Below are 21,129 nucleotides of genomic sequence, written 5' to 3'. Positions count from 1 at the left end.
TTTTATCCCAGCCTGCCGGGTCTGCCGCGGCCCGCCGGGAACGGCAGATCGATAAGGGAGTTAAGCATGAAAGCGTTGTTCAGCCCGCGTAAAATGGCACTTGCCCTGGCGATGGTCAGCGCCTTCGGCCTGACCGCGTGTCAGACCACAACCAGGAAAGTGGATGGCAGCGGGGCGGTGGTGATGCAGCCCTCCAGCCCGGACAATCTGATCCAGCGTGAGCTCGAAGGGGGCGTGCAGCAGATGGTCTATCTGTCCGCAACCAATACGCTCTATATCGCCCGTGCGCAGGCGGCAGAGACGGTAAGCGGCGGCATGATCTATCGGCTTGATGCCAGCACGCTGCAGAGCCGTGGGGCCGGGCATTTCGATCTGAAAAACGTGGGTCTGATCGGTGAGCCGGACGGCAGCGCGCTCTACGCTACCAACGCCTTCGATGGTGCAATCACTGAGATCGATCCGGAAAACGGCAGGGTGCTGAAACGGCTGATCCTGAATGAGAAAGATCAGAGTGGCCAGCCCGCTCATCCGCATGAAATCCTGCTGCATGACGGCCTGCTCTATGTGGGCGATGCCGGTGATTCGGGTGTGATCTGGGTCGTGCAGGCGAAAACCCTGAAGCTGAAAGCCCGGATGACCGGAGCCGGAAAAGCGATCGGCGGCCTGCTTTTCTCACCGGTCAGCGATCGGATTTATGCAACGAATGGCAGTGGCGAGATCCTGGTCATCAATCCGCGTAATCACAGGATCGAGCAGCGTCTGACCGCGGGAGACGGACAGAGCGATCCGTTGCTGAACATGGCGGAAGATCCGGCGACGGGTCGGTTGTTTGTCACGGCGCGTTCCCGGACGGGGCAGGCGTGGGTGTTTGATGAGCGGAGCGGCCGGGTGATCCAGAGTCTGGTGCCGGGCGATTCGCAGGGCATTAAATTCAATGGCAAGCGTAATGAAATCTACCTCAGCCAGCGCGAGTCAAAGAAGGTGCTGCAGCTGGATGGCACGACTTATGACGTTAAAAACAGCTGGTCATTTGGGGGGCATCCCGAAAATCTGCTGGTAACGCCGGATGGGCAGACGCTGTTTGTCACCCTGAAGCAGGGGAGCAAAGAGGATAGCAGCGGCCAGTCGCAGGATGGCGTGGCGCGCATCAATCTGCAGTAAAAAAAGGCGGCACGGCTGCCGCCCCGGGATTTATTTGCTGACACCCTCAACCAGCACTACGCGGTAGCTGGCACCTTTCAGGCGGTGCGCTTTGGCCGCCTGATATTCCGGGCTGTCATACCAGGCGTGAGCGGCTTCGCGGCTCGCGAACTCCAGAATTACCACTCCTTCCGCTTCCTGACCTTCCAGCGTTTCCAGCTCACCATAAAAGGCGAGCGGGTTGATCTGATGATCGCCGCGTGCCTGGCCCGCTTTCTCGGCGTAGATCGCCATTTCATCCTGATTCAGGGTGTTATCACGAATAAAAACAACGTATGCACTCACAGGTTTCTCCTTAAGCTTTTTTATCCTGAGTCTGGGTATCGAAGTCAGCGGCATCATGACGCTCATGCAGCTGATCGGCCGGGTCACCCATTATGCGGTTGACCTTGCGACCACGAATCACGGCCGGCCGCTGCGCGATCTCTTTCGCCCAGCGCACCACATTTTTATAGGACTGCACATCCAGGAATTCCGCTGCGCCATACTGATCGTTCAGCACCATATTGCCGTACCACGGCCAGGTGGCGATGTCGGCGATGGTGTAATCGTCACCGGCCAGATAGCGGTTATCGGCCAGCTGGCGATCCAGCACGTCGAGCTGACGCTTCGCTTCCAGCGTGAAGCGGTTGATGGCGTACTCAATTTTTTCCGGCGCATAGTGATAGAAATGGCCGAAACCGCCGCCCAGATAAGGCGCGGAGCCCTGCAGCCAGAACAGCCAGTTCAGGGTTTCGGTGCGGGTGGCGATATCTTTTGGCAGGAAGTAGCCATATTTTTCTGCCAGATAGAGCAGGATATTGCCCGACTCAAACACCCGGATCGGCGGCGTGGCCGAGTGGTCGCTCAGCGCCGGAATTTTCGAATTCGGATTCACGTCAACAAATCCGCTGGAGAACTGATCGCCGTCGCCGATACGAATCAGCCAGGCATCATATTCCGCATCCTGAACGTTCAGCGCAAGCAGCTCTTCCAGCAGGATGGTCACTTTCTGGCCGTTAGGCGTGCCCAGGGAGTAGAGCTGCAGAGGGTGTTTGCCGACCGGCAGCGCTTTTTCATGGGTAGGACCCGCAAATGGACGGTTCGTCTTCGCACCGTTGCCTTTGGCTTCAGGATCCCAGGTCCAGACTTTTGCAGGCTGATATGCATTTTCCGACATAATAAACGTTCGCCTTGTGATGTGATGTTCGTCAGGAGTGTAGCAGGTGCTGCGAAGGCGGTTTAACTCTGCTGGCTGCGCAAAGGTGTGCTGCCCCGCGCGGAGGTCAGGCGGGCTGCGGCGTCGGAGAAAAGTGCATAAAAGTGTGTCAGGCGGGGCGTTGGTGGTTTATACCGTGCAGCAGGCGACCACTGCACGGCAGGCAGGTTTACAGCAGTTCGCGCTCAATCCGTTCGCGGGTTTCGATAGCCTGAACCTTCATTTTTTCCGGGTAGCCAAACAGAGAGGTGGCGATAATCGATTCACCGCCCACTTTATGTGTCCGGGTGGCAAAGCCGGTGTCGCGCAGCGTTTTAAACAGGGTGTCGAAGTCCACTTCGCCTTCACCGACGCCAACGTGCTGGTGAATGGTGGCATCCACTCCCGGCGGGTTAACGATGTAGCGACAGTGTCTGGTGTGATTCATGGTGTCGGCGATCAGTACGTGGGAGAGATCGTCTCCGGCATACTCCAGCATCGGCTTCACATCGCCTTTACCTTTGTCATAAAAGAAGGTGTGGGGGGTGCTGTAAACATATTTGACGTTGTCGCTGCGGAACGATTTGACGATATCGACCGTTTCGTTGTTCTCTTCGCAAAAATCCCAGGGGTGAGCCTGGATTTCGACGCGGATGCCTTCACGTTCGATGATTGGCAGCAGCTCCTCCATCGAGCGATAGAACATCTCTTCGCAGATTTCCGGCTCGTTTGGCGTGCCGGAGAGTTCGGTGTTGATCACTGGCACCCCCATCTCAACCGCGATCTCAATCATCCGCTTCCAGTTTTTTACCGCCGCCTGACGGCGCAGCTCATCCGGGCCGGACCAGCGATAGACGACGATAAACGAAGAGATCGCCAGCCCGGTGGCGCGCAGGGCATTTTTATACTCAGTGATGATTTCACGGCTGGCTTTAGGGTGCTTATAAAAGGGGTTGATCTGTGGATGCGGTGACTGTTCGATATATTTGTATCCCCACTCCGCCACCTGATGAACCATTCGGGTGATGCCCATATCTTTAATCACATCCACATCAAAAGCGATTTTCATCTTTCTGCTCCGGCGTTACTAAAGGGCTGTTGTTCATGGCCGACCGCATCAGGCTGCTGCGAGCTTAACGGCGCGGCGGACGGAGCGGGTCAGCAAGCCGGCCCGCTTCTGCCGCCGGACACGCTCTGGAATCGGGCCGGCAGCAGGATTTTCCCCTGTTTTATCAAATGAACGTTTTAAAAGGAATGAAGATAGAAATGAATGTTTCATTCTGAGAGGAGCGTCAAGGTTGTCGCATTTTTTCTATCAAAAAAATGAGAGGATTTTCCGGGCCACGTTAGAGTGAGAGGCGCAAAACCCGCAGAACAGGTCGTTTTCAATCCGAAAGAAGAGGGGCAGGATGGCAAAAGTAACGATGATCGCCATAGCACAGGCGGCGGGTGTAGGCGTAGCCACCGTAGACCGGGTGCTTAACCGTCGTGCGCCGGTGCGCAGCGTGACCACGCAGAAGGTGCTGAGTGCGGCCCGTGAGCTGGGCTACCGTCTGCCGGATGCGCATAGCCAGGCAATGGCATCGTTCGCTGCGGCCCCGATTCGCGTGAGTTTCATCCTGCTGCCTGCCCGTTACTCCTGTTACCAGCAACTGGGCGAGGCACTGAAACAGCAGCTTAAGATGCAGCAGCCCGCAGGCAATGAACCCGAATTCTGCTGGCATGATATTCATGAGGTGGAGGCAGTGGCGCGATCGTTACGTCAGCTGGCACAACGCAGCGAGGTGATTGCGCTGGTGGCACTGGATCATCCGCTGATTCGGCACGCTGTCCGCGACGTGTCGCGGCTGGGCGTGCGGGTCTACGCGCTGTTCTCCGACTTCTCGCCCTGTGAACATGCCGGTTTTATCGGCATCGATAACCAGAAAGCGGGCCGGACGGCGGCCTGGATGGCGCAGCATCTGCTCCGACAGCCGGGATCGGTCGGCGTGCTGCTCGGCGATCATCGCTTTACCTGTCAGGAGCGCAGCGAAATCAGTTTTCGATCCTGCCTGCGTGAAGCGGGCGTCAGCCAGCGGGTGCTGGAGCCGCTGAAAACGCATGAGTCCGCAGAAGGGGGCTATCAGGCGGCCCGGCAGTTGCTGGAGACACATAGGGATCTGGTGATGATTTATGCGCCCTGCGGCGGTATTGAAGGCGTGGTGCAGGCGCTGCGCGAGAGTGGCCGCCCCCGGATTGATCTGCTGTGCCACGGTCCGCTGCCGGGCGATGATCTGGCGCTGATTGACGGCACCATTACGCTGATGCTGCGCAACCGAATTGATGCGCTGGCCGCGGCTGCGATCGCAACATGCCTCAGCAGCCCGGCAGATCAGCATGATCATTTTGCTCAGGTCACGGTGCCGTTCGATATCGTCACGCGTGAAAACCTGTAGAGAGATCCGCTTAGTTATTTTTGACAGGAATCTCTCATTTACAGCGAGGTGCTGACAGGATCGCCTGGATAAAATTGAAAGTTTTCACGATTGTCCGGGATGAAACATATCGTTTGATATCACCCTTCAGAAACGGGCTACTGCCAGAAGGCAAAAACCCCCGCCGAAGCGAGGGTTTCAAATTCTGGTGCGCGACCCAGAGGGCAAGCCACAGGACGTGGCGAGTGAATCGAACCTGTCGATAACGGGTTTGCTCAGAACGCAAAAACCCGCCAGAGGCGGGTTCTTTAAATTTTGGTGCCCGAACCCGGAATCGAACCAGGGACACGGGGATTTTCAATCCCCTGCTCTACCGACTGAGCTATTCGGGCAACGGGGCGCATTAAACCGTAAAGGCCGCGGGTCGTCAACGGCTTTCACTAAAAAACCCCTGAAAACGTGACTGATTGCCTGATTTTCAGTCAGGATCGATAAAACCTCAGGCCAGGGCACCCTGTTTGCGGCACAGCGCGATGCTGTAAACATCTTCCGCCAGGCGCTGGGCGGTGGCGACATCCTGTACATTACGTTTCACCAGCAGCTTACTGAGACAGCCCTCCAGAATCAGCTCCATCTGATCGGCTACCATGGAGGGGTTATCCAGCGCCTGATCCAGCAGAATGTCATGCGTGAACTGCCAGGAGCCACGTTTCTGTTGCTCGGCCAGTTGATGAATGGGCTGGTCAGGCTGCGGATAGAAGCTGCAGGCGGCAATAAACAGGCAGCCAGGGAAGCGGCCTTTACTGACCTGCTCAGCCAGGACGTCATAGCGTGCCATCAGCTTCTGCGCCGCTGACAGCGTTTCATCGAGCAGGATCTGACGTCGCCAGGTTTCAATCTGCTGCCCGTGATAGCGCAGCGCATCGTAGAGCAGGGCGTCACGGTCGGGCCAGAACAGCTGAAGCTGTTCTGAGGGTAATCCGGAACCCGCCAGGGTCTCCAGTGAGAGGGTGGCGGCGAGGCCGTTCTGTTCAAGCACATTCAAGGCATGCTCGAGTATCTGTTCACGCTGCAAGTGACTCTCCTCTGGTCTTCAGGCCCGGCTGATTACCGGGCAACAATCTGACTCCAGTGTTGTTTATGGGGTAAGTTTCTGCAAATGCGCCCGGAAGTCGGCGGCATTGAGAAACCCGGTGATACGCGATCCGGGGATTTCGCGGCCCTGCGCATCAAAGAACAATATGGTCGGTAATCCCAGCACCCGAAGATGTTGCAACAGCGCATTGTCGCTGGCGCTGTTGGCCGTGACATTGGCCTGCAGCAACTGAACCCGACTCAGGCTATCGCGCACGGTGCTATCGCTAAAGGTGTATTTTTCAAACTCCTTGCAGGCCACGCACCAGTCAGCATAGAGATCGACCAGGGTAATGCGGCCGTCGGCCTTCTGCAGCGCGCTGTCGAGCTGTTGCGGCGTCTGCACAGGCTGAAACGGCAGCGCGGCTACGGCCTGCTGCTCGGCAGAATGCCCGAAAGCCCACTCCTGCAACGGGCGGGCGCTGATCAGCGCGGCGGCCAGCATGACGATCTGCACCACCCGCCACCCGCCGCTGCGGGTATGCAGGCTGACACAGAACGCCCAGCCGAAAAAGGCCACACCCAGCAGGCTCCAGAGGCGTAATCCCCAGAGATCGCCGGTTATCCGCTCCAGCAGAAACACCGGCAGCGCCAGAATGACAAACCCAAAGCCCTCTTTAACGGTCTGCATCCACGGGCCGCTTTTCGGCAGCAGGCGATTCCCAAAAAGCGTCACGGCGATCAGAGGTAATCCCATGCCGACGGCATAAAGCCACAGCGTGCCCGCGCCAGCCCACAGATTTCCGCTCTGCGCGATATAAAGCAGAATGGCGCTGAGCGGGGCAGTGGTGCAGGGCGAGCAGATTAATCCGGCCAGTGCCCCCATCAGGAAGACACCAGGCAGCGATCCGCCCTGCTGGCGATTGCTCCACAGGGTCAGGCGGGTTTGCAGGCTGGCGGGCAGCTGCAGCGTAAAGAGGCCAAACATCGACAGGGCCAGCGCGATAAACAGCACGGAGAGCGTCACCAGCACATAAGAGTGCTGGAGCGCGGCCTGGAAACGCAGACCGGCGGCCGCGACGATCAGCCCCAGCAGCGTGTAGGTGAGCGCCATCCCCTGCACATAGACCATCGCCAGCGCAAACAGCCGGCCCAGCGAAGAGTGGCGCTGTTCGCCAAGAATAATGCCGGAGATCAGCGGATACATCGGCAGCACGCAGGGCGTAAACGCCACACCGATGCCGATCAGCAGCGCCCAGAGCGGGGAAAAGGGCAGCGGGCTGGCGGGGGCAGGCTGAGCGTCAGATCTGTTTGTGGCCGTCGCCGCCTGTGCGGGCGCGGACGCACTGCTGGCGGCCACCGCGTTCAGCGGAACGGTGCGGGTTTCCGGCGGATAACAGAACCCGGCGGCGGCACAGCCCTGATAGGTGACGCTGAGCGAGGCGCCGCGGGCGGCCTGCTGCAGCGTCACCGGCAGCGTCAGATTTTCAGGATAGATCTCACTTTTGCCAAAGAACTCATCTTCATGCGGCTGACCCGCAGGCAGCGTCAGCGGCGCAATCGTCGCGTTCTGGGGCGTGATGTGGATCTGCTGGCGATAGAGGTAATAACCCGATTTCACCTTCCAGTGCAGGTTGAGTTGCGCGCCCTGCTGGTCGAAGTCAAACGTAAACGCCTGGTCGACCGGCACGAAGCGGCGGGTCGATGGGTCTGAGAAAAGGGATGCGTGCGCCTGCAGGCAGACAAACAGCGCCAGCAGGATCGTTATTAAGCGAGAGATGCGTGCAGCCATGACAAGTATTCACTGTCTCCATATTGAACCGGCAGAGCCAGCAGTTCGGGTACGTCGTAAGGATGAGCCGCTTTGAGCAGGTCACACAGCGCCTGCTGGCGATCGCTGTCGCACTTCAGCAGCATCTGCACTTCGCTACTCTGCTCGATTTTCCCCTGCCAGCGATACCAGGAGGTCGCCCCCGGCAGCAGAGTCACGCAGGCCGCCAGTCTGGCTTCCAGCGCCAGGGCAGCGAGCTGCTGCGCTGTAGTCTGATCGGGCGCCGTACAGAGAATAACAACAGCCTTCATCCTGACACTCCTGTTTAAAAGAGCGCCGATGATAGCACGCTCCCCCGGTAAGATGATGCGGGCGCTACAGCAGCAGCCCGCCAAAGAGAAAGCCCGCCAGCACCGACAGCGCAATGGCGATCACGCCTGGAATAATAAAGGCGTGGTTGAAGACAAACTTGCCAATCCGGGTGGAGCCGGTGTCATCCATCTCCACCGCGGCCAGCAGAGTCGGGTAGGTGGGCAGGACGAACAGCGCCGACACGGCGGCGAAGGAGGCAATCGCCGTCAGCGGGCTGACACCCAGCAGCAGCGCGGCGGGCATGAGTGCTTTGGTGGTGGCAGCCTGCGAGTAGAGCAGCATGGAGGCGAAAAACAGAATCAGCGCCAGCATCCACGGGTAGGTTTTCAGCGTGTCGCCAGCCAGGGTCTGAATATCGGCCAGATGCGCTTTTACAAAGGTATCGCCCAGCCAGGCAACGCCCATTACGCAGATACAGGCACTCATACCCGATTTAAAGGTACTGGCACTGAGGATGTCGCCGGTGTCGAGTCTGCAGGTCAGGCTGATCAGCGTGGCAATGGTCAGCATAAACACGACGATAGCCTCATTGCGCGGCAGAGGTGGATTGACGATCAGGCCAACGCTGGCGCTGGTCGCGGTGGCATAGAGCACCACGGCCACAATCCCCGCCAGGAACAGCAGCACCGATCTTTTCGCGCCCGGTTTTGCCTGGTAGTGTGTGGCACCGCGCAGGGTGGTTTCCCCTTTGGCAAGACGGGCCTGATAAACCTCATCATCTTTTAACTCTTTGCCAAGAAAGTTCGTTACCAGCGCCGCCAGGAACAGGCCTGCCATCGTGGCGGGGATGGTGATCGCCAGCAGGGTGATGTAGCTGACGCCGCGCGGTTCAAGCAGCGTCGCGAAGAAGACCACTGCCGCAGAAATCGGTGAGGCGGTAATCGCAATCTGTGATGCCACGACCGCAATCGACAGCGGCCGGGAGGGGCGGACGCCTTGCTCTTTTGCCACTTCAGCAATCACCGGCAGCGTCGAAAATGCAGTGTGTCCGGTGCCGGCCAGCAGCGTCATCAGGTAGGTCACCAGCGGGGCCAGCAGGGTGACGTGACGCGGATGGCGACGCAGCAGGCGTTCCGCCAGGCTCACCAGATAATCCATTCCGCCCGCCACCTGCATGGCCGCTATCGCCGCGATCACCGCCATGATGATTTCGATAACGTCAAAGGGGATCGCGCCAGGTGCCATGCCAAATCCCAGCGTCAGGATCAGCACGCCCATTCCGCCTGCGAATCCGATCCCGATACCGCCAAGGCGGGCACCCAACCAGATCGCCATGAAGACGATCAGCAGCTCAACCACAAACATGAATCACTCCTGAAAAGTAAACCGGCCATTACTGAGACGCTGTGTATCAAAAAAAAAGGCACACCGTGTTGATCGCGGTGTGCCTTTTGTTAACCAGCGCAGGTCAGACCCTACTGCTCGTTTTCATCGGTATACCGTTTCGCTTTATAGACCGGATACATCAGGTTCTGCACTGAGAAGATATCGTCCAGCTCACTCTCCGTCAGCAGGCCACGCTCCAGCACCACTTCGCGCACGCTCTTGCCGGTTTCGGCACAGATTTTACCGACGATGTCGCCGTTGTGATGGCCGATGTAGGGGTTGAGGTAAGTCACGATACCAATGGAGTTGAAGACGTAGGCTTCGCACACTGCGCGGTTAGCGGTGATGCCGTTGACACACTTCTCCAGCAGGTTGTAGCAGGCGTTGGTCAGGATGCTGATCGACTCAAACAGCGCCTGGCCAATGACCGGCTCCATCACGTTAAGCTGCAACTGACCGGCTTCAGAGGCCATGGTGACCGTGATGTCGTTGCCAATAACTTTAAAGCAGACCTGGTTGACCACCTCCGGCACCACCGGATTGACCTTGGCGGGCATGATGGAGGAACCCGCCTGCAGCTCTGGCAGGTTGATTTCGTTCAGACCCGCGCGCGGACCGGAGGAGAGCAGCCGCAGATCGTTACAGATTTTAGAGAGCTTCACCGCCAGGCGTTTCAGCGAGGAGTGAACCATCACGTAGGCACCGCAGTCAGAGGTCGCTTCGATCAGATCTTCTGCTGGCACCACCGGCAGGTTACTCACTTCCGCCAGACGCTGAACCGCCAGGTGCTGGTAGCCTTCCGGCGTATTGAGGCGGGTGCCGATGGCGGTCGCCCCCAGGTTCACTTCCAACAGCAGTTCGGCGGTGCGCAGAATGCTTTTCGTCTCTTCATTCAGCAGCACGCTGAAGGCGTGAAACTCCTGGCCGAGCGTCATCGGCACGGCATCCTGCAGCTGGGTGCGGCCCATCTTCAGGATGGTCTGAAACTCATCGGCCTTGTTCTGGAACCCTTCAGAGAGCTGGCTGATGCCATCCAGCAGCTTCAGCAGTGAGCTGTAGACCGCGATGCGGAAACCGGTCGGGTAGGCATCATTGGTGGACTGGCACTTATTCACATGATCGTTGGGATTGAGGTACTGATATTCCCCTTTCTGGTGGCCCATCAGCTCCAGGCCGATGTTCGCCAGCACCTCATTGGTGTTCATGTTGACCGAGGTTCCCGCACCGCCCTGATAGACATCCACGGGGAACTGGTCCATACAGCGGCCCTTGTTCAGCACTTCATCGCAGGCCTTAATGATGGTATCGGCAATGTTGCGCGGGATGGTCTGCAGCTCTTTGTTGGCCATCGCGGCCGCTTTTTTCACCATCACCATACCGCGGACAAACTCAGGTATGTCGCTGATTTTACTGTTGCTGATATAGAAATTCTCAATCGCACGCAGAGTATGAACGCCATAATAGGCATCCGCCGGAACTTCGCGCATACCTAACAGGTCTTCTTCGATACGAATGTTGTTCGCCATGATAACCTTCTTGTTGTTGCCGCTAACCATCACAAAGGATGTGTTTATTTTGTCGTGGTGTACCCGTGCCGACATATTATCCGTCTTCACAGGGGCGTGTGCGATCATATTCTGATGCCAGTGAAAATCATGCATGCAGATCACTTAATGCTGCAGCCTGGTTAACGATATGTGAAGTAGGTTACAAAATTAACCCCGCAGGATAAATTTGACAGAATCGGTTGAAAATGGCGGCGCGGGTGCCCATCTCTTTTCTTATCATCTGTAGGATGAACGCTTTCTGCTGAGCGGCACGCTGCCGTTCAGCCCCTAAATACAGGAGAGTTCGGTGCGCTGGATACCGTTATTAGTCTTTTTTGTTCTGGCCTGGATTGAGATTTCCCTCTTCATTCAGGTTGCACACGTCATGGGCGTGCTGCTGACCATGCTGCTGGTGATCTTCACCTCCTGCATCGGGGTCTCGCTGGTGAAAAACCAGGGCATGAAAAACTTTATGCTGATGCAGGAGAAGCTGGCGCGTAACGAAAGCCCGGCCAGCGAGATGATCAAAAGCGTGTCGCTAATCATCGCGGGCTTTCTGCTGTTGCTGCCGGGCTTCTTTACCGACCTGCTCGGCCTGCTGCTGCTACTCCCCCCCGTTCAGAAGCATCTGACGCTGAAACTGATGCCTCACCTGCGCGTCTGGCGCGGGCCCGGAGCCGGGCCAGACAGCGGTTACACCGTGGATGGTGAGTTCGAGCGCAAAAACAGCGATCGCCTTGAGCACCATGACGATCACCAGGATCGTTAATCGCAATGCCTGCCTCTGAAGCGCAACCTCCGGGTTGCGTTTTTATTTGCCCCTGCTCCTGTTTAAAAAGTCGTCAGTTGTCCTGGCCGGATAAAAAATTTGTTGTTCGCCCCCTTGAAAGTGGATGGGCGTGGCCCTATCTCTCAGGTCACGAGGCCGGAAGCCATGCAGCCCGGTGTTCAACCCCAAAACTGAATGATTGGACTTCTCAAAGGAGAGCTATCAAATGAAAATTCGTCCATTGCACGATCGCGTTATCGTCAAGCGTAAAGAAGTTGAAGCTAAATCAGCTGGCGGCATCGTACTGACCGGTTCCGCAGCTGGTAAATCCACTCGTGGTGAAGTACTGGCTGTCGGCAATGGCCGCATCCTTGAGAGTGGCGACGTTAAGCCGCTGGACGTGAAGGTTGGTGACGTCGTGATCTTCAATGAAGGTTATGGTGCTAAAACCGAAAAGATCGACAACGAAGAAGTGCTGATCATCTCTGAAAGCGACATTCTGGCGATTGTTGAAGCGTAATTTTTTTCGCGTAACTCACTGAACGAAACGAATTTAAGGGACAATTGAAATGGCAGCTAAAGACGTAAAATTCGGTAATGACGCTCGCGTAAAAATGCTGCGTGGCGTGAACGTACTGGCAGATGCAGTAAAAGTTACCCTGGGCCCGAAAGGCCGTAATGTGGTTCTGGATAAATCTTTTGGTGCACCGACCATCACTAAAGATGGTGTTTCAGTCGCGCGTGAAATCGAGCTGGAAGACAAGTTCGAGAACATGGGCGCGCAGATGGTTAAAGAAGTAGCCTCTAAAGCGAATGACGCAGCAGGCGACGGTACCACCACTGCCACTGTCCTGGCACAATCTATCATCACCGAAGGCCTTAAAGCGGTTGCAGCGGGCATGAACCCGATGGACCTGAAGCGCGGTATCGACCAGGCTGTTCTCTCTGCCGTTGAGAAACTGAAAGCGCTGTCTGTGCCATGCTCAGACTCTAAAGCGATCGCGCAGGTAGGTACTATCTCCGCTAACTCCGACGAAACCGTGGGCCAGCTGATTGCTCAGGCGATGGAGAAAGTGGGCAAAGAGGGCGTGATCACCGTTGAAGAAGGCACCGGCCTGCAGGACGAGCTGGATGTGGTTGAAGGTATGCAGTTCGATCGCGGCTACCTGTCACCTTACTTCATCAACAAGCCAGAAACCGGCGCTGTTGAACTGGAATCTCCGTTCATCCTGCTGGCTGACAAGAAAATTTCTAACATCCGCGAAATGCTGCCAGTACTGGAAGCCGTTGCGAAAGCAGGCAAACCACTGCTGATCATCGCAGAAGATGTGGAAGGCGAAGCGCTGGCGACGCTGGTGGTCAACACCATGCGCGGCATCGTTAAAGTGGCTGCGGTTAAAGCACCAGGCTTCGGCGACCGTCGTAAAGCGATGCTGCAGGATATCGCTATCCTGACCGGCGGTACCGTGATCTCTGAAGAGATCGGTATGGAGCTGGAAAAAGCCGCGCTGGAAGATCTGGGTCAGGCAAAACGCGTTGTGATCAACAAAGACACCACCACCATCATTGACGGTGTGGGTGAAGAGGCGACCATTCAGGGCCGTGTGACCCAGATTCGTCAGCAGATCGAAGAAGCAACCTCTGACTACGACAAAGAAAAACTGCAGGAGCGCGTAGCGAAACTGGCAGGCGGCGTGGCCGTTCTGAAAGTGGGCGCAGCGACTGAAGTTGAAATGAAAGAGAAGAAAGCCCGCGTTGAAGATGCGCTGCACGCAACCCGTGCTGCCGTCGAAGAAGGTGTGGTTGCAGGTGGTGGTGTGGCGCTGGTTCGCGTTGCTGCTCAGCTGTCCGAACTGCGTGGTCAGAACGAAGATCAGAACGTCGGTATCAAAGTTGCGCTGCGCGCAATGGAAGCACCACTGCGTCAGATCGTCTCTAACGCCGGTGAAGAGCCATCTGTTGTCGCTAACAACGTGAAAGCGGGCGACGGTAACTACGGTTACAACGCACAGACTGAAGAGTACGGCAACATGATCGACTTCGGTATCCTGGACCCAACCAAAGTGACCCGTTCTGCACTGCAGTACGCGGCCTCTGTTGCGGGTCTGATGATCACCACCGAATGTATGGTCACTGACCTGCCAAAAGGCGATGCACCTGATTTAGGCGCAGGCGCTGGCGGTATGGGTGGCATGGGCGGTATGGGCGGCATGATGTAATTGCCGTTGACGCCTTAGTCACGATAAAACCCCCGACCGGAAACGGTCGGGGGTTTTTCTTTTGGGCAGGAAAATAGTATAAGTAGTGGCGCAATCGCTCGTCTTTTCTCTTGATATCTCCCGCTGTCTGCACGCTGGCTGTTGCGGCCTCACCAGATGACCTGCTGTGGTAAGTTCATCGGAATGCGCAAACCTGCCAGACTGAGCACCGCAGGAGATATCAAGGTGATATAACGGGATTAAGGCAATGAATGTGCAGAAAAAAACGATCTTTTTTTGCTACGCTGCCACCCGACTCTGATGATAATAAATGGGGATTACAATGCGGATTAACCTCTTGCCTGGACTGATCGCTGGCGCGTTATTGCTGGCAGGCTGCAGCAGCTCTACGCAACTCTCTTCAGCCGGACAGCGCGTGACCTTTACCGATCAGCAGCCTGCCAGCACCTGTCAGCTTCTGGGTAACATCACTGGCTCACAGAGCAACTGGCTGAGCGGTGCAGGCGGCGAAACCAGCGCTCTGCGCGGTGCGGCCAATGACCTGCGCAATCGCGCAGCGGAAATGGGTGGCAACGTGATTTACGGCGCGACCAGCCCGACGCAGAATCTGCTGTCCGCGTTTGCGCCACTCGACAGTAAAATGAGCGGCCAGGTCTATAAGTGCCCGTAATCTGAACCGGACGTCCTGTCCCATCGGCCAGCCTGTTGCTGGCCGTTTTTACTCCTGACGCAACTGCAAATCCAGCGGCGTTTTGCTGGGCTCCCCGCCAATCTCACGCGCCAGCTTCGGCACCAGATAGCCGGACACCTGCGCCAGAAGGGTCCGCACCAGCTGGCGAGCCTCGTCATCGGAGACAAAGAAGTGCGCGGCGCCCTGAACCTTATCCAGCACATGCAGATAGTAGGGCAGAATGCCGGCATCAAATAAGGCGTTACTGAGCGTGGCCAGCGTCTGCGCATTATCATTAATGCCACGCAGCAACACGCTCTGATTCAGCAGGGTGACACCCGCCCGCTTCAGGCTGCGCATCGCCGCACGCAACTCTTCATCGATTTCCTGCGCATGGTTGATGTGCGTCACCATCACGACCTGAAGACGCGTCTCGCCCAGCATCTGACAGAGCGGGTCGGTGATACGTGCCGGAATCACCACCGGTAAGCGGCTGTGAATACGCAGGCGTTTCAGATGCGGGATCTGCTCCAGCGCGGCGATAAGCCAGGCCAGCTCATGATCTTTCGCCATCAGCGGATCGCCGCCGGAAAAGATGATCTCATCCAGCTCAGGATGGGCGGCGATATAGTCCAGCGCCGCCTGCCAGCTGCGCTTATTGCCGGGGTTATCCTGATAGGGAAAATGGCGGCGGAAGCAGTAGCGGCAGTTGACGGCGCAGCCGCCTTTGACCAGCAACAGAGCCCGGTTCCGGTATTTATGTAGCAGTCCAGGCACAACGTTGCTTTGTTCATCGAGCGGATCGGTGCTATAACCGGGCGCATCGATGAATTCCTGGCGTCGGGTTAACACCTGAAGCAGCAGCGGATCGTGCGCATCGCCCTTTTTCATCCGGCGGATGAAGGCATGCGGAACACGCAGGGCGAAAAGCCGCCGCGCATCCGCGCCCTCAGCCAGCTCTGTGTGCTGATCGAGGGCTAAAATTCGCAGTAATTCATCAGGTTCGGTGACAACATCCGCAAGTTGCTGCAACCAATCTTCTCTGGAAGGTGTTTTTAGGGTTACAATGTGTGCCATTTTTTTGGCTTAGTACCAGTGTCAATTTTCGTAGAGGGCCTTCATGGCGACTTATTCTAGCAACGATTTCCGTCCCGGTCTTAAAATCATGTTCGAAGGCGAACCTTATGCCATCGAATCCAGTGAGTTCGTTAAACCGGGTAAAGGCCAGGCATTTGCGCGTGTTAAAATGCGTCGCCTGCTGACGGGTTCTCGCGTTGAGAAAACCTTTAAATCTACCGACTCCGCCGAAGGCGCAGACGTGGTCGATACCAACCTGAACTACCTGTACAACGACGGTGAGTTCTACCACTTCATGCACCCGGAGAGCTTTGAGCAGTTCCCGGTTGAAGAGAAGACCGTAAGCGATGCAGCAAAATGGCTGCAGGATAACGCGGAGTGTATCGTTACGCTGTGGAACGGTCGTCCAATCGCCGTTCAGCCGCCAAACTTTATCGAAGCTGAAGTGGTTGAAACCGATCCAGGCCTGAAAGGTGATACCGCTGGTACCGGCGGCAAGCCCGCTAAACTCTCTACCGGCGCGGTCGTGAAAGTGCCACTGTTCGTACAAGAGGGCGAAGTGGTGAAAGTTGACACCCGCTCTGGCGAATACGTGTCACGCGTAAAATAAGTTTCGCAGGCGCATCTTCGGGTGCGCCTTTTTCTTGTCTGAGAGAAAAAAATGTTCAAGCTGGCAAAATTAATCGCGTTCGCGTTGCTGGTCTCCTCTGCATTAAGTGCCTGCAACACATTCCACGGTTTTGGCGAAGATGTCTCCCACCTGGGCGGTGCCATTTCGCGCGCGGCAAAATGACCTTAACGGATTGTCCTTTTTAGTGTTCTGACGGCAGCAACCGGTGGAAATCCGGCTATGCTTAAAACGCTGTACTTTACATCCATCAAAAAGGACATTGTCATGTTAAAGAAAAGTATCGCCGCAATCTTCTCTGTACTGGTGCTCTCTTCTCTGCTGACGGCGTGTAACACCACGCGTGGCGTTGGTGAAGATGTTGAAGCGGGCGGCCAGGCCATTCAGAACAGCACGAAGTAACCTGTTATCCCAACCGGTACGAAAGGCTTTTCGTACCGGCTTGTCAGCTCGCTTACTCTTTCTGTTTTACCCAGATCAGCTCTTCTACCGGGAAGCCATCCCGACGCGCCTGTTCAACCAGCTTCTCTTTGACGCCCGGTGCCAGCTGAGGTGTGCGAGACAGTATCCAGAGATAGTGGCGGTTCGGGCCGCACACCATCGCGTAGCGATAGTCGGGATCGAGGGCGATAACGTTATAGCCACCGTAGAAGGGGCCAAAGAACGAGACTTTCAGCGAGGCGCGTTGTGGCTCACCGGTAAAGTAGGCTTTACCCACGCTCTCCTGCCAGCGCTGCTTTTTGACGTTAAACCCGCGATTGATGACTTTCAGACCGCCATCCTCGCGCGGGCTGTAGTTTGCTGTGACCTGTTCCAGGCCGCGCTCAAAAGGGTGATTGAGGCGGGCAATCTCATACCACTGACCGAGGTAACGCTGGCTGTCAAAGTTATCCACCACCGTCACGTTCTTAGGGGGTGTGGTGCTACAGGCGACAGAAAGAAAAGCACTCAGGCTGGCAACAACGGTTTTCCATGGAGACATAGCAGGATTCCTTTGTGATTTAACCGCTTAAGTATAGAAGCCGAAACGCGGTTTTTGGCTGTGCAGGCACGAGATTGTTTGCCGCAGACATTGCAGGTAGACTGCCTCCCCTCATTTGCATCAGGAGTCATCACCATGAGCGAAACGGCAAGCTGGCAACCAAGCGCATCCATCGCCAATTTGTTAAAACGCGCCGCTATTTTAGCAGAAGTGCGTCGTTTCTTTGCCGATCGCGGCGTGCTGGAAGTGGACACGCCGGCGATGAGCCAGGCCACCATTACCGATATCCATCTGGTGCCTTTTCAGACACGATTTGTCGGGCCTGGCGCGGCGCAGGGGCGCGATCTCTGGCTGATGACCAGCCCCGAATACCATATGAAACGACTGCTGGCGGCGGGCAGTGGCCCCATCTATCAGATGGGGCGCAGCTTCCGTAATGAGGAGGCGGGACGTCACCACAATCCGGAATTCACTATGCTGGAGTGGTATCGGCCGCACTACGACATGTATCGTCTGATGAATGAAGTCGACGACCTGATGCAGCAGGTGCTGGAGTGCGACAGCGCAGAGTCGCTCTCCTATCAGCAGGCGTTTATCCGCCATCTGGAGCTGGATCCTCTCTCTGCGGATAAAGCGCAGCTGCGTGAAGCAGCAGAGAAGCTGGGCGAAGGTGAGCTGGCGCGTACAGAAGAGGATCGCGATACGCTGCTGATGCTGCTGTTTATGCTGGGCGTCGAACCGAAGATTGGTCAGGATAAGCCGTGCTTTGTTTACCATTTCCCGGCCAGTCAGGCCGCTCTGGCCGAGATCAGCACCGAGGATCATCGGGTGGCCGAGCGATTTGAGGTCTATTACAAGGGCATCGAGCTGGCCAACGGTTTCCGTGAACTGACCGATAGCCGCGAGCAGCGGCAGCGCTTTGAGCAGGATAACCGTCGCCGTGCGGCGCGGGGTCTGCCTGTCCATCCTATCGATACCTATCTGCTGGATGCGCTGGCGCACGGGATGCCCGCCTGTTCCGGCGTGGCGCTGGGCGTTGACCGCCTGATTATGCTGGCGCTGAAAGCGGAGTCATTGAGTGAGGTAATCGCGTTTCCGGTGGATCGCTGCTAATCCGTTATCTGCAGACGATGACGGATGACGGATGACGGATGACGGATGACGGATGACGGATGACGGGGGAAGGGATGACGGATGACGGGGGAAGGGATGACCCGGCTGAAGAGCAAAGTATCCGAGCCAGGATGGCGAGGCCGAACGCCAGGGATCGCGGCTTTCTTTGCGACCGGCCGGGTCATCCCTGACCTGGCACAGATGTTCAGCTAGCTGCTGCTATCCGGAAACTCCTGAATGGTCACCGGCAGCGTCAGCTTCTGGTCGTTGCGCAGCACCTGCACATCAATCACCGAACCCGGGCGAATCTCTGCCACCTGGTCCATTGTCTCCTGTGCGGAGATGGCCGGTTTGCCGTTCACGCTGAGCAGAACATCGTTGGTCTGGATCCCGGCTTTGTCCGCAGGCCCGTCAGGCGTCACCCCACTGACAATAATGCCCTGAACCCGGTCCAGATTGCTGCCCTGTCCATGCAGCGGCGGCAGTTCGCGTCCGGTAATGCCGATATAGCCACGGATCACCCGGCCATCGCGGATCAGCTTATCCATGATTTTCGAGGCCAGTACGGTAGGAATGGCGAAACCTATCCCTTCCGGCGTTTCGCCGTCGTTACTTTTATCGAAGGTCAGGGTGTTGATGCCCATCAGCTCGCCCAGCGAGTTAATCAGCGCGCCGCCGGAGTTACCCTGATTGATTGACGCATCCGTCTGCAGGAAATTCTGCCGGCCTGAAGAACTGAGTCCCACCCGGCCCGTCGCACTGATAATGCCCTGCGTCACCGTCTGACCGAGGTTGTAGGGGTTGCCAATCGCCATCACCACATCCCCGATATGCGCCTGGCGGTTTGGATTGATGGGAATCACGGGCAGGCCGGAAGCGGTAATTTTCAGCACCGCCAGATCGGTCATGCCATCGGAACCGACCAGCGTCGCCTCAAAGAAACGGCCATCCTGCAGCGCCACGATAATCTGGTCGGCATTATTGATGACGTGCTTATTGGTCAGGATGTAGCCTTTTGCATTCATGATCACCCCGGAACCCAGGGTGGTGATGCCACGATTGTTGTTGCCGTGCGCGCTGCGATTGTAGACGTTGACAACGGCGGGCACGGCGCGGCGCACCCCCTGATTGAAGCTAAAGGGTGTTTCGTCGTTGATGTTATCGTGGTTATAGAGGGCGTCGCTGCCCATACGCAGTGCAGGCAGTGCTGCGAGTAAGATACCCGCCACAATCAGGCCCAGCACCACGGAACGCAAAAGTTTAAGAAACATGGTGTTAAATCACGCCAGGGGAGATCGCAGGGGAGAATAGCATGAGAGCGGCGGACACACACGCGCTTGTGTCCGCCGTAATGCGAGGTTTATCTCAACAACAGATAGATACTTTCATCGCCGCGCACTACATTGAGTGCCAGGACCGGTGGTTTACCTTCCAGTATTTTGCGCATTTCAGCAATTGTCTGCACCCGGGTGCGGTTAACGCCGATGATCACATCATCTTTCTGCAGGCCAACCTGTTCCGCCGGCGTGCCTTTTTCGATGGTGTCGACCTTCACGCCTTTATCGCCGGTTTTGGTCTGTCCGTCACTCAGCGTGGCGCCCTGAAGGGCCGGTGACATCAGCTGTGCGCTGGCGGTGGTCTGCGCGCTCTGCTCCAGCGTCACGGTCACGGTTAAGGGTTTGCCTTCACGCAGCAGGCCGAGCTTCACCTGTTCGCCTGGCGGCGTAGTGCCCACTTTGACGCGCAGTTCCGCAAAGCTGGTGATCGGCTTGTCGTTGATCGAGGTAATGATATCGCCAGACTTCACGCCCGCTTTCTGTGCGGCAGACTGCGGCAACACTTCCGAGACGAACGCGCCGCGCTGTGCATCGACATTGAACGCTTTGGCCATGTCCGCCGTCATTTCTGTGCCTTTGATGCCCAGCTGACCGCGCTTCACTTCACCAAATTTGATCAGCTGCTGCGCGAGGTTCATCGCCATATCGCTCGGAATCGCAAAGCCGATGCCGATGTTACCGCCGCTGGAGGCGAGAATAGCCGTGTTGATGCCGATCAGTTCGCCGTTAAGGTTCACCAGCGCACCGCCTGAGTTACCGCGGTTAATCGCAGCATCGGTCTGGATAAAGTTTTCCAGGCCTTCCAGGTTGAGGCCGCTGCGACCCAGCGCCGAGATAATCCCGGAGGTCGCCGTCTGACCCAGCCCAAACGGGTTGCCGATCGCCACCGCGAAATCGCCGACTTTCAGCTGGTCAGAGTCCGCGACTTTCACCTGCGTGAGGTTTTTCGCGCCCTGAATCTGGATCAGTGCAATGTCGGTCTGCTCGTCATGCCCGATGAGTCTGGCTTCATATTCACTGCCGTCGCCCAACTGGACGTTGATCTTATCTGCGCCATTCACCACATGGTTATTGGTCAGCACATAGCCTTTGGCGGCATCAATGATCACGCCAGAACCCAGCCCCTCGAAAGGCTGTGGCTGGCTGTTGCCGCCAGGCATCTGACCAAAGAAACGTTTCAGCGGCTCAGGAATATCCTGCGCCTGCGCACCTGCATCGGTGCCTTCAACGTGAACGCTGACCACGGCAGGTAACACTTTTTCCAGCATCGGTGCCAGACTCGGCAGCGGCTGATCCGCGACCTGTGCCGGCAGCGTGGCCATCGCGCCCGGCGCGGCGGCAAGGCTCATCCCGATACTCAAGGCTAATGCGCTAAACAGGCGTGCTTGTTTTTTCATTGCTACAACGCTCTCGCTGTAAAATGTGGGAGGAAGTAATGAGTGTGACAGTCGTT

The 21,129-nt window shown here is 56.9% G+C and carries 22 protein-coding genes and 1 tRNA gene; 10 read left to right on the top strand and 13 right to left on the bottom strand.

The window, feature by feature from the left end; translation table 11 throughout:
- Nucleotides 1-66 precede the first annotated feature (66 nt).
- Nucleotides 67-1,161 (top strand): YncE family protein, encoded by a 1,095-nt coding sequence (locus tag ACR6AS_RS12185; protein ID WP_434162309.1) that lies wholly within the window; start codon nt 67-69, stop codon nt 1,159-1,161.
- 30 nt (nt 1,162-1,191) lie between these two features.
- On the opposite strand, the gene ACR6AS_RS12180 is transcribed toward ACR6AS_RS12185, so the two are convergent.
- From ACR6AS_RS12180 to ACR6AS_RS12170, 3 genes are all read right to left on the bottom strand, one after another.
- Nucleotides 1,192-1,485 (bottom strand): DUF1330 domain-containing protein, encoded by a 294-nt coding sequence (locus ACR6AS_RS12180; protein WP_111141339.1) that lies wholly within the window; start codon nt 1,483-1,485, stop codon nt 1,192-1,194.
- Nucleotides 1,486-1,495: 10 nt separating this feature from the next.
- Complete coding sequence (gene yghU, locus ACR6AS_RS12175) at nt 1,496-2,359, bottom strand: glutathione-dependent disulfide-bond oxidoreductase (protein WP_434162307.1); 864 nt, start codon at nt 2,357-2,359, stop codon at nt 1,496-1,498.
- Between the two features lie 208 nt (nt 2,360-2,567).
- Complete coding sequence (locus tag ACR6AS_RS12170) at nt 2,568-3,446, bottom strand: sugar phosphate isomerase/epimerase family protein (protein WP_111141341.1); 879 nt, start codon at nt 3,444-3,446, stop codon at nt 2,568-2,570.
- A 340-nt stretch (nt 3,447-3,786) separates the two neighbouring features.
- On the opposite strand from ACR6AS_RS12170, the gene ACR6AS_RS12165 reads away from it, so the two are divergent.
- The gene (locus ACR6AS_RS12165; RefSeq protein WP_111141342.1) at nt 3,787-4,812 is read left to right on the top strand and encodes a LacI family DNA-binding transcriptional regulator; all 1,026 of its coding nucleotides are present in this window, start codon (nt 3,787-3,789) and stop codon (nt 4,810-4,812) included.
- A 295-nt stretch (nt 4,813-5,107) separates the two neighbouring features.
- On the opposite strand, the gene ACR6AS_RS12160 is transcribed toward ACR6AS_RS12165, so the two are convergent.
- The 6 genes from ACR6AS_RS12160 to aspA form a co-directional block, all read right to left on the bottom strand.
- Nucleotides 5,108-5,183: transfer RNA gene (locus ACR6AS_RS12160), tRNA-Phe, on the bottom strand.
- Between the two features lie 107 nt (nt 5,184-5,290).
- Entirely contained in the window at nt 5,291-5,866 is a 576-nt protein-coding gene (gene dicD / locus ACR6AS_RS12155) for a division control transcriptional repressor DicD (RefSeq protein WP_111141343.1), read from the bottom strand.
- Between the two features lie 63 nt (nt 5,867-5,929).
- Nucleotides 5,930-7,657 carry a protein-disulfide reductase DsbD gene (locus tag ACR6AS_RS12150; protein ID WP_434162305.1) on the bottom strand — a complete coding sequence of 576 codons (1,728 nt, stop codon included), beginning with the start codon at nt 7,655-7,657 and terminating at the stop codon, nt 5,930-5,932.
- On the bottom strand, nt 7,633-7,947 hold the full coding sequence (cutA, locus tag ACR6AS_RS12145) for a divalent cation tolerance protein CutA (RefSeq protein ID WP_293774240.1): 315 nt from the start codon (nt 7,945-7,947) through the stop codon (nt 7,633-7,635). The genes ACR6AS_RS12150 and cutA overlap by 25 nt, the downstream gene beginning before the upstream one ends.
- Nucleotides 7,948-8,011: 64 nt before the next feature.
- The gene (locus ACR6AS_RS12140; protein ID WP_111142143.1) at nt 8,012-9,313 is read right to left on the bottom strand and encodes an anaerobic C4-dicarboxylate transporter; all 1,302 of its coding nucleotides are present in this window, start codon (nt 9,311-9,313) and stop codon (nt 8,012-8,014) included.
- A gap of 110 nt (nt 9,314-9,423) precedes the next feature.
- Nucleotides 9,424-10,860, bottom strand: a complete 1,437-nt coding sequence (aspA, locus tag ACR6AS_RS12135) for an aspartate ammonia-lyase (protein ID WP_293774236.1) — start codon at nt 10,858-10,860, stop codon at nt 9,424-9,426.
- 328 nt (nt 10,861-11,188) lie between these two features.
- Here aspA and ACR6AS_RS12130 point away from each other — a divergent pair, with 328 nt between their 5' ends.
- The 4 genes from ACR6AS_RS12130 (at nt 11,189) to ACR6AS_RS12115 (ending at nt 14,539) form a co-directional block, all read left to right on the top strand.
- Nucleotides 11,189-11,650 carry an FxsA family protein gene (locus ACR6AS_RS12130; RefSeq protein ID WP_111142142.1) on the top strand — a complete coding sequence of 154 codons (462 nt, stop codon included), beginning with the start codon at nt 11,189-11,191 and terminating at the stop codon, nt 11,648-11,650.
- A gap of 226 nt (nt 11,651-11,876) precedes the next feature.
- Entirely contained in the window at nt 11,877-12,170 is a 294-nt protein-coding gene (locus tag ACR6AS_RS12125) for a co-chaperone GroES (protein WP_009092502.1), read from the top strand.
- A gap of 49 nt (nt 12,171-12,219) precedes the next feature.
- A complete protein-coding gene (groL, locus tag ACR6AS_RS12120; protein WP_293774233.1) occupies nt 12,220-13,869 on the top strand; it encodes a chaperonin GroEL in 1,650 nt (549 codons plus the stop codon).
- 322 nt (nt 13,870-14,191) lie between these two features.
- Nucleotides 14,192-14,539, top strand: a complete 348-nt coding sequence (locus ACR6AS_RS12115) for a DUF4156 domain-containing protein (protein WP_111142265.1) — start codon at nt 14,192-14,194, stop codon at nt 14,537-14,539.
- A 48-nt stretch (nt 14,540-14,587) separates the two neighbouring features.
- Here the strand turns inward: ACR6AS_RS12115 and epmB are convergent, their stop codons facing one another.
- A complete protein-coding gene (epmB, locus tag ACR6AS_RS12110; RefSeq protein ID WP_111142264.1) occupies nt 14,588-15,616 on the bottom strand; it encodes an EF-P beta-lysylation protein EpmB in 1,029 nt (342 codons plus the stop codon).
- Between the two features lie 43 nt (nt 15,617-15,659).
- Between epmB and efp the strand changes: the two genes are divergently transcribed.
- The 3 genes from efp (at nt 15,660) to ACR6AS_RS12095 (ending at nt 16,646) form a co-directional block, all read left to right on the top strand.
- Nucleotides 15,660-16,226, top strand: a complete 567-nt coding sequence (gene efp / locus ACR6AS_RS12105) for an elongation factor P (protein ID WP_111142263.1) — start codon at nt 15,660-15,662, stop codon at nt 16,224-16,226.
- A 51-nt stretch (nt 16,227-16,277) separates the two neighbouring features.
- Nucleotides 16,278-16,409: an entericidin A/B family lipoprotein gene (locus ACR6AS_RS12100; protein ID WP_111142262.1), complete on the top strand. Its 132-nt coding sequence runs from the start codon at nt 16,278-16,280 to the stop codon at nt 16,407-16,409.
- 102 nt (nt 16,410-16,511) lie between these two features.
- Complete coding sequence (locus ACR6AS_RS12095; protein WP_003848302.1) at nt 16,512-16,646, top strand: entericidin A/B family lipoprotein; 135 nt, start codon at nt 16,512-16,514, stop codon at nt 16,644-16,646.
- A gap of 52 nt (nt 16,647-16,698) precedes the next feature.
- On the opposite strand, the gene ACR6AS_RS12090 is transcribed toward ACR6AS_RS12095, so the two are convergent.
- Nucleotides 16,699-17,226 carry a lipocalin family protein gene (locus tag ACR6AS_RS12090; protein WP_111142161.1) on the bottom strand — a complete coding sequence of 176 codons (528 nt, stop codon included), beginning with the start codon at nt 17,224-17,226 and terminating at the stop codon, nt 16,699-16,701.
- Nucleotides 17,227-17,361: 135 nt separating this feature from the next.
- Between ACR6AS_RS12090 and epmA the strand changes: the two genes are divergently transcribed.
- Complete coding sequence (gene epmA / locus ACR6AS_RS12085) at nt 17,362-18,339, top strand: elongation factor P--(R)-beta-lysine ligase (RefSeq protein ID WP_111142162.1); 978 nt, start codon at nt 17,362-17,364, stop codon at nt 18,337-18,339.
- A 209-nt stretch (nt 18,340-18,548) separates the two neighbouring features.
- Here epmA and degS read toward each other — a convergent pair whose 3' ends face one another.
- Nucleotides 18,549-19,610 (bottom strand): outer membrane-stress sensor serine endopeptidase DegS, encoded by a 1,062-nt coding sequence (gene degS, locus ACR6AS_RS12080; protein ID WP_111142163.1) that lies wholly within the window; start codon nt 19,608-19,610, stop codon nt 18,549-18,551.
- Nucleotides 19,611-19,699: 89 nt separating this feature from the next.
- Entirely contained in the window at nt 19,700-21,073 is a 1,374-nt protein-coding gene (degQ, locus tag ACR6AS_RS12075) for a serine endoprotease DegQ (RefSeq protein ID WP_111142164.1), read from the bottom strand.
- Nucleotides 21,074-21,129 lie beyond the last annotated feature (56 nt).

This window comes from Pantoea phosphatilytica (assembly GCF_051025615.1).
In the GTDB taxonomy this organism is placed as follows: Bacteria; Pseudomonadota; Gammaproteobacteria; order Enterobacterales; family Enterobacteriaceae; genus Pantoea.
This window is presented reverse-complemented; position numbering and strand designations above follow the sequence as displayed.